Origin of the sequence: Bradyrhizobium sp. A11, from assembly GCF_042077125.1 — a bacterium.
In the GTDB taxonomy this organism is placed as follows: Bacteria; Pseudomonadota; Alphaproteobacteria; order Rhizobiales; family Xanthobacteraceae; genus Bradyrhizobium; species Bradyrhizobium japonicum_B.
The window spans coordinates 976527-989724 of record NZ_CP149509.1; the positions used below are offsets into that span (position 1 = coordinate 976527).

Here is a 13198-nt window from a genome sequence, read left to right on the forward strand (position 1 = left end):
TCCGCGAGTCCGTCTGTCACCAATTTTGCGGAAACAGCCCCTCACCCCGCCCTCTCCCCGCAAGAGCGGGGCGAGGGGGACGAAAGAGCGTTTGCGCGGCCCCCTTACGCCGTCTTCGCGAGCGCTTAAGCGACCTTGGGGTCGAGCTCGCCCTTGGCGTAGCGCTTGGCCATCTCGGCGGTGGTCAGGACGCGCTTGATCTTGGCGGCCTGCCCTGCGGTGTTGAACTCCTGCAGGCGCTGCTTGCACAGCTTGGTCATGGCTTCCATCGCCGGCTTCAGGTACTTGCGCGGATCGAACTCTTCCGGGCTGTCCTTCAGCACCTTGCGGATCTGGCCGGTCATCGCCATGCGGTTGTCGGTGTCGATGTTGATCTTGCGCACGCCGTTCTTGATGCCGCGCTGGATCTCGCTCACGGGCACGCCCCAGGTCGGCTTCATCTTGCCGCCATAGGCGTTGATGATGTCCTGCAGCTCCTGCGGCACCGAGGAGGAGCCGTGCATGACGAGATGCGTGTTCGGCAGCTTGCGGTGGATCTCCTCGATCACGTTCATGGCGAGGATGTCGCCGTCGGGCTTGCGGGTGAACTTGTAAGCACCGTGAGACGTCCCCATCGCGATCGCGAGCGCGTCGACCTTGGTCTCCTTGACGAACTTCACGGCCTCGTCCGGATTGGTCAGGAGCTGGTCGTGGCTGAGCTTGCCTTCGGCGCCGTGGCCGTCTTCCTTGTCGCCCATGCCGGTCTCGAGCGAGCCGAGCACCCCGAGCTCGCCCTCGACCGAGATGCCGCCGAGATGGGCCATGTCGGTCACGGTCTTGGTGACGCCGACATTGTAGGCCCAGTCGCCGGGCGTCTTGCCGTCGGCCTTGAGCGAGCCGTCCATCATGACGGAGGTGAAGCCGGCCTGGATCGCGGTCATGCAGGTCGCCGGCTCGTTGCCGTGGTCGAGATGCACGCAGACCGGAATGTGCGGATAGATCTCGGTCACCGCGTCCATCATGTGCTTGAGCATGACGTCGTTGGCGTAGGAGCGCGCGCCGCGCGAAGCCTGGATGATGACGGGCGCGTCGACCTGGTTGGCCGCGTCCATGATCGCCAGCGCCTGTTCCATATTGTTGATGTTGAAGGCCGGTACGCCGTAATCGTTCTCCGCCGCGTGGTCGAGCAGTTGACGTAACGTGATCCGAGCCATCTGTCTTTTTCTCCCGTTGGGGCCTTTCAAGGCCGCGATGTTTGCCGACTTGAGTTACTTGACGCGCAGCACCTCGACGCCGGGCAGGGGCTTGCCTTCCATCCACTCGAGGAACGCGCCACCGGCGGTCGAGACATAGGTAAAGTCACCGGCCACATGGGCCTGGTTGAGCGCCGCGACGGTGTCGCCGCCGCCCGCGATCGAGATCAGCTTCTTGGCCTTGGTGCGCTCGGCAGCGTGCTTGGCGGCCGCGACCGTGCCGCGGTCGAAAGGCTGCATCTCGAACGCGCCCAGGGGGCCGTTCCAGACCAGCGTCGCCGCGTCGTCGATCGCGGCGTGGACGCGCGCGATCGATTGCGGGCCGACGTCGAGGATCATGCCGTCGGCCGGGATCGCGTCGAGCCCGTAGGCGTGCGAGGGCGCGTTGGCGGCGAAGTGATAGGCAACGGTGGCGTCGACCGGGAGGATGATGGCGCAATTGGCGGCCTCCGCCTTCTCCATGATGCGCAGCGCGGTGGCGGCCAGATCCTTCTCGGCCAGCGACTTGCCGACGGCGACGCCCTGGGCGTGCAGGAAGGTGTTGGCCATGCCGCCGCCGATCACCAGCGCGTCGACCTTGGTCACGAGGTTTTCGAGCAGGTCGATCTTGGTCGAGACCTTGGCGCCGCCGATGATGGCGATGACGGGCTTGGTCGGCGAGCCCAGCGCCTTCTCCAGCGCGTTGAGCTCGGCCTGCATGGTGCGGCCGGCATAGGCCGGCAGCTTGTGGCCGAGGCCTTCGGTCGAGGCGTGGGCGCGGTGCGCCGCCGAGAACGCGTCGTTGACCCAGATGTCGCCGAGCTTGGCCAGCTCCGCGACGAAGGCCGGATCGTTCTTTTCCTCTTCCTTGTGGAAGCGGGTGTTCTCGAGACAGAGAATGTCGCCGTCCTTCAGAGCGGCGACGGCCTTGGCCGCGGGCTCGCCGATGCAATCGTCGGCGAAGGCGACCGGCTTCTTCACCACCTTCGACAGCGCTTCGGCGACGGGCTTGAGCGAGTCCTTGGCGTCGCGCCCCTTCGGCCGGCCGAAATGCGCGAGCAGGATGACCTTGCCGCCCTTGTCCGAGATTTCGGCGATGGTCGGCGCGACGCGCTCGAGCCGGGTCGCGTCGCTGACGCGGCCATTGTCCATGGGCACGTTGAGATCGACGCGCAGCAGCACGCGCTTGCCCTTCACGTCGACGTCGTCGAGGGTGCGGAATGTATTGGTCATCGGACGCTCTCTCTTGTCCCGGGCGCTGCGCAGCGCGGAGCGGTGCGCTGCAGAACCGGGACCCACATGACAGCGAGTCCCGCGGTTGAACGGGTCCCGGCTCTGCGGAGCAGCGCAAGCGCGCTGCACCGCGTCCGGGACACGAGACTTGGCTCAGATCACCTTCGCCATCGCGGCGGCGGTGTCCGCCATGCGGTTCGAGAAGCCCCACTCGTTGTCGTACCAGGACATCACGCGCACCAGCGTGCCGTTCTGCACCTTGGTCTGGTCCTCGTGGAAGGTCGAGGAGTGCGGGTCGTGGTTGAAGTCGATCGAGACGTTCGGCGCATTGGTGTAGCCGAGGATGCCCTTGAGCTGCTGCTCGCTGGCGCGCTTCATCGCCGCGTTGATCTCCTTGGCGTCGGTGGCGCGCTTGGCGACGATCTTGAGGTCGACCACCGAGACGTTCGGGGTCGGCACGCGGATCGCGACGCCGTCGAGCTTGCCCTTCAGCTCGGGCAGCACGAGGCCGATCGCCTTCGCCGCACCGGTCGAGGTCGGGATCATCGACATCGCGGCCGCGCGGCCGCGGTAGAGATCCTTGTGCATCGTGTCGAGCGTCGGCTGGTCGCCGGTATAGGCGTGGATCGTGGTCATGAAGCCGGTCTCGATGCCGACGAGGTCGTTCAGCACCTTGGCAACCGGCGCCAGGCAATTGGTGGTGCAGCTCCCGTTGGAGACGACGAGGTGATCCCGGGTCAGCGTCTCGTGGTTGACGCCGTAGACGATGGTGGCGTCGGCGCCGTCGGCGGGCGCGGAGACCAGCACGCGCTTGGCGCCGGCGGTCAGATGCGCCGATGCCTTGTCCTTCGAGGTGAAGATGCCGGTGCATTCCATCGCGATGTCGACGCCGAGATCCTTCCAGGGCAGCTTCGAGGGATCGCGCTCGGCGGTCACCTTGATCTTGCCGCCTCCGAGGTTGATCGAGTCGCCGTCGACGGTGACGGTGCCGGGGAAGCGGCCATGGACGCTGTCGAAACGGAGCAGATGGGCGTTGGTCTCGACCGGACCGAGGTCGTTGATGCCGACGACCTCGATGTCCTTGCGGCCAGACTCGGCGATAGCCCGCAGGATGTTGCGGCCGATGCGGCCAAAGCCGTTAATTCCGACGCGGACTGCCATGTTTCGTCTCCTTCAATGACCGTTGTCATCCCGCACAACGCGCTGTGCGCGCCTGCGAGGGTTTTTTAGGGGCGGGCGCCCGGTTCGGCCGGGCGGTGCTTGATCATATGAGGGATTACGTAGTCCTTTTTTGCGGCAAGCTCAACTCTCAGGTAACGCGCTTCAGCACAGCGTTAACCGCAGCCTCGGCGGTAATACCGAAGTGCTTGTAAAGCTCCTTTGCAGGGCCGCTTTCGCCGAAGGAATGCATGCCGATGAATTCACCATCCTGGCCGATCACGGCATCCCAGCCCCAGCGCACGGCAGCCTCGATCGCCACCTTCACCGGCGCATTGCCGATGATGGCGGCGCGCTTTGCCTCTGGTTGCGCTAACAACAGCTCCAGTGACGGAACGGAGACAACGCGCGACGCGATGCCGCGTTCCGCGAGCTGCTTCTGGGCAGCGACCGCGATCTCGACTTCGGAGCCGGAGGCGAACAGCGTCGCCTTGGCTTCGCCTTGGGCAGCGACCAGCTCGTAGGCGCCGGCCGCACAGGGATTGTCGTTCGGTGCGGTGGTGCGCAGCTGCGGCAGGTTCTGCCGCGTCAGCGCCAGCACGGTCGGACCGTCCACGCGGTTGAGCGCGAGCTCCCAGCACTCGGCGACCTCCATGGCATCGCAGGGACGGAATACGCGCATGTTGGGAATGGCGCGCAGCGCGGCGAGGTGCTCGACCGGCTGATGGGTCGGACCGTCTTCGCCGAGGCCGATGGAATCGTGCGTCATCACATAGACCACCCCGGAGCCCATCAGCGCGGCGAGGCGCATCGCGGGACGGGCGTAATCGGTGAACACCAGGAAGGTCGCCCCGTTCGGCGCGAAGCCGCCATGCAGGAAAATGCCGTTCATCGCGGCGGCCATGCCGTGCTCGCGGATGCCGTAGTGGATGAAGCGGCCCTTCGGCGTCTTGGCCGAGAACGCGGTCGCCGACTTCGCCTTGTTGTTGTTCGAGCCGGTGAGGTCGGCCGAGCCTGCCAGGAATTCCATCGGCATCGCGCCGGCAATCACTTCGATGACGGCTTCCGAGGATTTCCGGGTCGCCGCCGTCATCGGCTTTTCCAGCAGCTCCTTCTTGTACGCGCGCAGCGCCTTGCCCAGTGAGGCCGGACGCTCATGGCGCAGACGGCGCTCGAACTCGGCGCGCTTGCGGCTGCCGAGCTCGCCGAGCCGCGCTTCCCATTCCTGCCGTGCCGCGGCGCCGCGGCTGCCCGCCGCGCGCCACGCCTTCAGCACGTCCTCGGCGATTGCGAACGGCTCGAGCGAGAGGCCGAGCTTCTCCTTGGCGGCCTTGAGCTCGTCGGCGCCCAGCGCCTCGCCGTGCACCTTCGAGGTGCCGGCCTTGTTCGGCGCGCCGAAGCCGATGGTGGTGCGGCAGGCGATCAGCGTCGGCTTGTTGGACTTCTTCGCGCGCGTGATCGCGTCGGCAATCGCCGCCTGGTCATGGCCGTCGATCTTCTCCGCGGCCCAGCCCGCCGACTTGAAGCGCTTCACCTGGTCGACGGAATCGGCGATCGAGGTCGGACCGTCGATCGAGATGCCGTTGTCGTCGTAGAGCACGATCAGCTTGTTGAGCTTCCAGTGCCCCGCCATCGCGATCGCTTCCTGCGACACGCCTTCCATCAGGTCGCCGTCGGAGGCGAGCACATAGGTGTGGTGGTCGACGATCTTCTTGCCGAACTCGGCGGCGAGCATCTTCTCGGCCAGCGCCATGCCGACCGCGGTCGAGATGCCCTGGCCCAGCGGACCGGTCGTGGTCTCGATGCCCTTGGTGCGGAAATTCTCCGGGTGCCCGGGGGTGAGCGAGTCGACCTGGCGGAACTGCTTGATCTGGTCCAGCGTCATCTCGGCATTGCCGGTCAGATACAGCAGCGAATAGAGCAGCATCGAGCCGTGGCCGGCCGACAGCACGAAGCGGTCGCGGTCCGGCCAGGCGGGCGCCGTGGCGTCGAATTTCAGGAATTGCGTGAACAGCACCGTGGCGATGTCGGCGGCACCCATCGGCAGGCCGGGATGACCCGATTTCGCCTTCTCGACAGCGTCCATCGAAAGGCCGCGGATCGCGTTGGCCATACGGGTGTGATCGACCTGCGTCATGTCTGAAATCCGTCTGAAATGAGGCGCTTGGAGGCGATGTACGCCCGCGCGGGAGGAGCCTGGCGGCCACTGAAGGTCGGGGCTGGGATAGCACCTCGGTTCCGGGAGTCCAAGGCAGTCAAACGCCGATTTGGCCGCAAAAGTTGCCTCTGTGGAGATCGGTTTTCCGCTGGATGCGTTCGCGGCGGAACTCACGGATCGGGATGAGGTCCGTCCCCGATTGATCGGTGCATAGTTTCGCGGCGGCGTTGCGCTTGGCTAGCTTGCCACGTAAATTTCTGCTTCTAACCGCTTGCCGAACCGAGTCTTTTGCCGGGCGGCAAGCCCCAGGAAAAGGCCACTGGGCAAAGGCCGCAGGTTCCGCCGCTGACTACATGAACGATCGCGTGTCCAACAGTGCCGCCATGACGGAATCCTCCGCGGTCGAGATCGAGATCGCGACCCGCAGGCTGACGGCGGCGCTCGACGCGCTCGAAAGCGCGGTGGAGCGGCGGCGCGATGCCGATCGCGACGAGAACGAGCTCGCGGCGCGCATTCAGGCGCTGGGTGCGGACCGTTCGCGGCTCGCCGACGAGCTCGATGGCGCGCTGGTGAAAGCGCGCAAGCTCGAGCGCACCAACCGCGAAATCTCCGACCGGCTGGATTCGGCCATCGTCACGATACGCTCGGTGCTCGATACCGGAGAGGATGGATGAGCCACATCAACGTCACCATCAATGGCCGGCAATACCGCATGGCCTGCGAGGAGGGGCAGGAGGTGCGGCTGCTCAAGCTCGCCGAGAGCCTGGAGACACGCATCCAGTCGCTGCGCGGAAAGTTCGGCGAGATCGGCGATGCGCGCCTCACCGTGATGGCGGCGCTGACGGTGTGCGACGAGCTGGTCGACGCCGGCAATCGTGTTCGCACCATGGAGCAGGAGCTGACCGAGCTCAGGGATTTCCGCAACGCCGCCGTCGAGCGCGCCCGGCTGACCCAGACCGCCGTGGTGAATGCGCTCAACGCCGCCGCCGAGCGCATCGAGAAGTCGACCCAGGTCCTGAACCGGACCGTCGGCAACGGCATCGCGATCGGGTAGCGTTCACCCTCCCCTGAAGGGGGAGGGTCGATCGCGCGCAGCGCGAGCGGGGTGGGGTGATCTCTCCGCTCGGGCACCGCTAGACGTGGAGAGACCGTCACCCCACCCCGTCTCACATTCCGCTGCGCTCCATGTGAGCCGACCCTCGCCCTCCAGGGGAGGGTAAGAAAGCGCGCACCGAAAGCCTAGCCTTCTCGTCGCACTGGCGATTCGTCAGTATCGTTGTTACATTGCCCAGGCGAGGCTGCGACGCGCGTCAGGAGCCATATATCCCCGGGGCCTTATCGATCCTTTAGGGAACTGTCCCTGGCCGGGCCCGTGGGCCCGGACATATGGTGCCCACCTACTTTCGTAGGGAACTCCGGGATCGAGTGCTTCAACGGCGTACGCGGCTTCGCACTGTTTGCTTTTCGGTCCGTGTCTGTCGAAAAGACTGCGGCAGTTCAGTAGGTGTCATGCCCCCCGAGTGCGCAATTGCGCACGGGGCGGGGCATCCAGTACGCCGCGGCCTTTGTGTGAATCACCACCGGCTCTGGAATACTGGATCACCCGCATTCGCGGGTGATGACGTGGGGACCAACATGCCCGCATCGAAAGCCGAACTCCGCGCCAAAGCCCTGGCGGCGCGCGACGCGCTGAGCGAGAAGAAGCGCAGCGCCGCCGCCGCCAAGCTCGCCAAGCGCGGGCTGCCGTTCGAGCTGCTGCCCGGCAGCATCGTCTCGGGCTATTCGCCGATCCGCAGCGAGATCGATCCGATGCCGCTGATGAAGGCGCTTGCGGAGCAGGGCGCAAAGCTGGCGCTGCCTTGCGTCACCGCACGCGGCCAGGCGCTGATCTTCCGCATCTTCCATCCGAACGATCGCCTGATGCTCGGCCCGCTCGGCATTCCCGAGCCGTCGCCGGCGGCCGCCGAAGTCATTCCGGACGTCATGCTGACGCCGCTGGCCGCGTTCGATCGTCTCGGCCATCGCATCGGCTACGGTGCCGGGCATTACGATTTCACCTTCGCGCATTTGCGAAAAGCGAAGCAGATCGTCGCCATCGGGCTTGCTTTCGCAGCGCAGGAGATCAAGGCGGTTCCGGCACTATCGCACGACGTGGCGCTGGATTATGTGCTAACGGAATCGGACGTGTTCGATTTCCGGAGTTCTGAAGTTGCGCATTCTGTTCGTGGGTGATGTGGTCGGCCGCAGCGGGCGCGAGGCCGTCGCCGAATATCTGCCCGGCATGGTCAAGGACTGGTCGCTCGATCTCGTCGTCGTCAACGGCGAGAATTCCGCCGGCGGCTTCGGCATCACGGAAGCGATCTACCAGGAGTTTCTCGAGGCCGGCGCCGACGCGGTGACGCTCGGCAATCATTCCTGGGACCAGCGCGAGGCGCTGGTGTTCATCGAGCGCGCCGACCGCCTGGTGCGCCCGGCGAACTATCCGCGCGGCACGCCGGGCCGCGGCGCTGCGCTGGTCGAGACCAAGAACGGCAAGCATGCGCTCGTCGTCAACGCGCTCGGCCGCGTCTTCATGACCCCGTTCGACGATCCCTTCGCCGCGCTGGAGCGCGAACTCGGCGCCTGCCCGCTCGGCGTTGCCGCCGACGCCATCGTCGTCGATTTCCATTGCGAGGCCTCGAGCGAGAAACAGGGCATCGGCTTCTTCTGCGACGGCCGCGCCAGCCTCGTCGTCGGCACCCACACCCACGTGCCAACCGCCGACCACCAGATCCTCACCGGCGGCACCGCCTACATGACCGACGCCGGCATGACCGGCGACTACGATTCCATCATCGGCATGCAGAAGGAAGAGCCGCTGCGCCGGTTCACCTCGGGCATCCCGTCAGGCCGCTTCGAGCCGGCCGCGGGCGCGGCGACGCTCAGCGGCGTCGCGGTGCAGACGGACGACGCGACGGGGCTTGCGCTGAAGATTGCACCCGTACGCATGGGTGGCCGGCTCGAGCCGGCGACGCCGAAGTTCTGGTTGAGTTGAAAGCGAAGCTTCACCCTCAGAAGCCGTAGGGTGGGCAAAGGCGCACTTGCGCTGTGCCCACGATTTCTCTCCATGTGCGAAGGGCTTACGTGGGTACGCTTCGCTTTGCCGACCCTGCGATTCTGGAATATGCCGCTACACCTTCAATGTCGTCCGGCCTGGAGCGCGTGCTCACCGATTGGCGCCCCCGGACGGCTACATCAGCTTTGCTCTCAACAGCGGACATTGGCGGACAACCAAGGGAGGCCTGCCGAGGTCCAGGAGCGGAAGTGCCGGCTCTGGTTGCTACTGACCTAGTTTAGTTTCTCATCGGACCTAGAAGGTCCCCAAGCATATGCCTCTTCGGGACTGCTAAACGCTCGTATGATCGGTTCGGAGAAACCAAGCACCTCGTAGCAGTAGTCGCTTCCAACAAAGGAGAAGTGCCGCGGCTTCCGACCGACCGGATCGGTCGCAGCGTAGGCTCTCAGCAATGCCGAGCTCTCAGCTTCTTTAATGTAGACTCCGCCATCATAGCGGCCAGTTGTTTTGTCTCCGTGATCGGCGACCGAATAGATCATTTCTTCGATGCCCGAATAGACCTCGCAGGACATTTCGATGCCGTAAGCGCGAAGGAAGGGGTTCGGTGCCACCACGATGAGATGGAGAACGCCGCGCCAAAGGCCTTGATCGAAAACAAAAGGTGGGCGTTCGATGCCATCGATTATCGAAGGGTAGGGCCGCCATTTGATAGTGGAATCAGGAAACAACTGGACTCCTTTTCGGTTTGAAAGTTGTGTCATTGCCGACAACAAGCGCTGGGTCGAGATTGTCGCAATGGGCCAATCGGCGACTTGAACCACCCTATCGAATGATGTTGGCTTCTCCGATAACGCCAGCCTCCCAAAGATAAAACTTGTCGTTCGCCGTGAGTGCCGAAGTCGCCTCTGCGCCTGATAGAAAGACGAAGCCGAGCGTTCGCCGTTCGCCCGGCATCATTTCGCTTTTAAGCAGCAGATAGCCGTCCCAACCGTCAACTGGAGCATTGTTCGTGCTGCTGCAGGGACACCCCCACCCGAGCCCGATAGGTGACTTCCTCCCTCCTGCATCAGTTGGATAGAGGTAGACCTCTGCTGTGAGGTCAGAGAGACCAAGGGCAAGGCGTCGTCGCAGAGTGGCTTCTCGGGTCATGGACCTTCATAGCACCACTGTGTTGCGAAGTCCGCATTGGGTCATTTGCAGACGTCCCAGTCGGGTCAGGCCCCGTCTGCTCATCCCTTGGAAGCGGACGATCCCGAATTGTGAGGACACGCCCCGGCGCGCGCAATTGCGCACGGGCGGCGGGACTCATAATCCCAAGAACGTTGTTCGCGAAGCTGGTCACTCCGAGACATCGCCAAAGGTCTGCTGCGGCGTCAGGCTCCCGAAGCTGCGCTTCGCCTGTCCGGGACGACAGGGAAGATTGACGCGCAAAGCGCCAATATCAGGTGACCGCGCCTCGCGCCGCGACTGGCCAAAGTGCCTCCACGCGGGCATCCGGCGTGTTGAAGCCGCGCACGCCGACATACCAGTCGTAAAGATTGACGGTCGGGTCGCAATGGCCGGGGATCAGCGTCACCTTGTCGCCGATCGCAAGTCGCGACGACGCGCCGTCGAAATCGAGCAGGCCGTGCTCGTCGGAGGGCCGGTGATAGCGCAAATCGGGCCGGCCGAGCACGACCGGAAATCCGCTGTCGTTCGACAGCGCCTTGTGGCCGGCATCGATGACCGCGCGCTCGCCGGCGCCGGTGCTCATCACGGTCGCGATCACGAACAGCGCATGCTCGAACGGATTGGCGTTGCGCGCTCCGTCGGCGAGGTTCCTGGCGTAGTCGGCGTCCATGAAGATATAGGAGCCCGCCTGCAATTCGTTCCAGATGCCGCTCGCGCCTTCGAGCTCGAACGTGCCGGTGCCCGCGCCGCCAATCGTCCGGCATTCAAAGCCGGCGTCCTTGAGGACACGCAGTGTCTCCACGGTCGCGTTCGCGGCGCCGGCGATGGCCGCGCGCCGCTCCTCCGGCGTGCGCAAATGCTGGGCAGAGCCGTGATAGGCCTGCAAGCCGCCGAACGACAGGAAGCGTGACCCCGCGACCTGCCGCGCCAAGGTGGCCGCCGCCGGCCCCGGCCTGACGCCGCAGCGACCCGCGCCGACGTCGATCTCGACCAGGACTTCGATGTGCGAGCCGGCCCGCTCCGTGGCCTGCGCCAGTTGCTCGACGCCCAGGGCATCGTCGACGCACACGCTGATGCGCGCATGGCGCGCCAGCGCGGCGAGCCGTTCCAGCTTCCGCAGGCCCACCACCTCGTTGCTGACCAGCACGTCGCTGACCCCGCCCGCCACCAGGATCTCGGCCTCGGCGACCTTCTGGCAGCATAGGCCGATTGCGCCGCGCGCGATCTGCTTGGCGGCAATGATCGGCGATTTGTGGGTCTTCGCGTGCGGACGCAGGCGAACGCCGAGCTTGCTCACAGCCGCCGCCATCGTATCGAGATTACGCTCGAAGGCGTCGAGGTCGATGACCAGCGCCGGCGTGTCGATCTCGGCAAACGGCGCGCCGATTTGGGCGGGTGGACGGGACATCAAGAACCAGCTTGTTGTGTTCGGGACCGCGCCCCGAATGTGCGGCGGCCCTTCTATGGCAACGACGACAGGGGCACCAGTGTTGGCGGCTCAAAGCTCCAAAGCCGGGAAGACGGCAACGCCTCTCACAGTTCGGAATATTAGCAGTCTACCCCGTTTTGCCCGACAAGCCAAATCGCCTCGCCGACGTCCCATCGCAAAGCCGTTCTGCCCCATTGCAAGCCGTTGATTCCATTGACCCCGGCTACTGTGCATGGGGTTGTTTTCGCGCTTTTTAGTAGGAGCTGCCCCGCGCGCCGCCGTCAGCCCTGGCGGAATCCCATCCGGAAGGCGCCCCAGTGCTTGCCGCGGATCATGATCGGCGAGGACAGGTCCTTCATCAGCACGAACTGTCCGCCGCCCATGTCGCGGCGGTAGGTCTGGAGCAGGAACGGCTTGGTGCTGCCTGCGACCTTCTTGACGGTGCGGTCGTTGAACAGGCGGCGGTTGCGGCAATTGGCGTTATTCCAGACGGGGTCCTTGCCCTGCGGCAGGCGGTAGTTCGGATTGTGGGTCGGCAGGTAGCCGCTCCGCGCCCAGGCGACGCAATAGACGATGCGCGGATCCGATTTCTGGATCGGGTCCTGGATCGCGGGCAGCACGCGGTCGGTGAACTCGACGTAGTTGGTGAGATACTGCTTCGGATCGGTGCCGGGAATTTCCCGATAGGTCTCGTCTAGCAGCTGGTCGAGCGTGATGTCGCCGCGATCGATCGCGGCTTCGAACTCGGCCGAGATTCGCTTCGCGGTATCGACCACGATCCGGATCAGCGGCGTGTCCGACGTCTCCACGCCGCTGTCGGCGATCAGCGCGATCAGGCCTTCGGATGTGTCGAGCAGCTTGGCCACCCGCTCGTCGGCATTCTTGAGGTCGTGCGAGGACAGGTCGACGCCCTTGGCAAGCTCGCTGAGCTCGCTGATGACGGTGTCGCAATGCCCGAGATTGGAGGTCGCCGCGCGCGTGACGCTGCCGATCTCCGCTTCCACGGATGCGAATCCCTGCTGTACGCGCGAGATGATGCCGGAGATCGCTTGCGCGCCTTCGCCAGCCGTCTTGGCGCGCTGGGAGGCATCGCTGCTCTCGCCGATCAGGCCTTCGATCTGGCCGTCGAGATCGCGCACGGTGTCGGAGATCTCGTGCGTGGCCTGGCGGGTGGCTTCCGCGAGGTTCTTCACTTCGCTTGCGACCACCGCGAAGCCGCGGCCGGCATTGCCGGCGCGGGCGGCCTCGATGGTCGCGTTCAGCGCCAGCAGATTGGTCTGCTTGGCGATCGCCTCGATCGAGCCGGACACTTTCGCGACCTGCGCCAGCGCCGAGCCGACCGCGCTGAGGCGCGCCTCGATCCGCTCCACCGCTGCGACGAGCTCGGAGATGTGGCTGACCGCGGTGTCGACGGCGCTGCGCGACTGCGCGATCTCGCCGACCGCAGCCGACGTCGTGGTTTGCACCGCTTGCGATGCATTGGCGATGTCGTGGTTGGCCGAGACCATCGTCTCGGCCGTCTTCTGCAGATGATGGAACCGTTCCGACTGGTTGGCGACGCGGTTTGCGACTTCCTGGACGTTGCCGGCGATGTCAGCGAGTTCCACGCCGAGGCCGCCGATGCGGTCGGCGAGCTGATCGATCAGCCGTTCGGCGAGCGTGCGGTTGGATGCGGTGTCCATGACGGCAAGTTGTGCGGCGGACATGTCCTGGGCTTCCTCCAATCAGGGCCGTTCGCCGGCCCTCCGCGGCATTCCCATTCCAGCGGCGACTTAGAGGATGAT

11 protein-coding genes and 1 other RNA gene are annotated in these 13198 nt (G+C 65.2%); 5 read left to right on the forward strand and 7 right to left on the reverse strand.

Going from position 1 to position 13198, the window contains the following annotated elements; translation table 11 throughout:
- Positions 1-125: 125 nt before the first annotated feature.
- The 4 genes from fba to tkt form a co-directional block, all read right to left on the reverse strand.
- Positions 126-1193: a class II fructose-bisphosphate aldolase gene (gene fba / locus WI560_RS04515; RefSeq protein ID WP_375307049.1), complete on the reverse strand. Its 1068-nt coding sequence runs from the start codon at positions 1191-1193 to the stop codon at positions 126-128.
- Between the two features lie 54 nt (positions 1194-1247).
- Positions 1248-2444: a phosphoglycerate kinase gene (locus WI560_RS04520; RefSeq protein WP_375307050.1), complete on the reverse strand. Its 1197-nt coding sequence runs from the start codon at positions 2442-2444 to the stop codon at positions 1248-1250.
- A 153-nt stretch (positions 2445-2597) separates the two neighbouring features.
- Positions 2598-3605 (reverse strand): type I glyceraldehyde-3-phosphate dehydrogenase, encoded by a 1008-nt coding sequence (gene gap, locus WI560_RS04525; RefSeq protein ID WP_257176688.1) that lies wholly within the window; start codon positions 3603-3605, stop codon positions 2598-2600.
- Between the two features lie 148 nt (positions 3606-3753).
- Positions 3754-5739 carry a transketolase gene (gene tkt / locus WI560_RS04530; protein WP_375307051.1) on the reverse strand — a complete coding sequence of 662 codons (1986 nt, stop codon included), beginning with the start codon at positions 5737-5739 and terminating at the stop codon, positions 3754-3756.
- Positions 5740-6113: 374 nt separating this feature from the next.
- On the opposite strand from tkt, the gene WI560_RS04535 reads away from it, so the two are divergent.
- From WI560_RS04535 to WI560_RS04555, 5 genes are all read left to right on the forward strand, one after another.
- Positions 6114-6434: a DUF4164 domain-containing protein gene (locus WI560_RS04535; protein WP_028138456.1), complete on the forward strand. Its 321-nt coding sequence runs from the start codon at positions 6114-6116 to the stop codon at positions 6432-6434.
- Positions 6431-6814, forward strand: a complete 384-nt coding sequence (locus WI560_RS04540; protein WP_028138455.1) for a cell division protein ZapA — start codon at positions 6431-6433, stop codon at positions 6812-6814. The genes WI560_RS04535 and WI560_RS04540 overlap by 4 nt, the downstream gene beginning before the upstream one ends.
- Before the next feature lie 238 nt (positions 6815-7052).
- A non-coding RNA gene (gene ssrS / locus WI560_RS04545) (6S RNA) lies at positions 7053-7213 on the forward strand.
- A 182-nt stretch (positions 7214-7395) separates the two neighbouring features.
- On the forward strand, positions 7396-7992 hold the full coding sequence (locus WI560_RS04550; RefSeq protein ID WP_375307052.1) for a 5-formyltetrahydrofolate cyclo-ligase: 597 nt from the start codon (positions 7396-7398) through the stop codon (positions 7990-7992).
- On the forward strand, positions 7970-8794 hold the full coding sequence (locus tag WI560_RS04555; RefSeq protein ID WP_375307053.1) for a TIGR00282 family metallophosphoesterase: 825 nt from the start codon (positions 7970-7972) through the stop codon (positions 8792-8794). The genes WI560_RS04550 and WI560_RS04555 overlap by 23 nt, the downstream gene beginning before the upstream one ends.
- A gap of 293 nt (positions 8795-9087) precedes the next feature.
- Here the strand turns inward: WI560_RS04555 and WI560_RS04560 are convergent, their stop codons facing one another.
- The 3 genes from WI560_RS04560 to WI560_RS04570 all read right to left on the reverse strand — a co-directional run bounded on the left by WI560_RS04560 (position 9088) and on the right by WI560_RS04570 (position 13120).
- Complete coding sequence (locus WI560_RS04560) at positions 9088-9543, reverse strand: hypothetical protein (protein WP_375307054.1); 456 nt, start codon at positions 9541-9543, stop codon at positions 9088-9090.
- Between the two features lie 713 nt (positions 9544-10256).
- On the reverse strand, positions 10257-11393 hold the full coding sequence (locus WI560_RS04565; protein ID WP_375307055.1) for a DSD1 family PLP-dependent enzyme: 1137 nt from the start codon (positions 11391-11393) through the stop codon (positions 10257-10259).
- A 302-nt stretch (positions 11394-11695) separates the two neighbouring features.
- Positions 11696-13120: a methyl-accepting chemotaxis protein gene (locus tag WI560_RS04570; protein WP_375307056.1), complete on the reverse strand. Its 1425-nt coding sequence runs from the start codon at positions 13118-13120 to the stop codon at positions 11696-11698.
- Positions 13121-13198 lie beyond the last annotated feature (78 nt).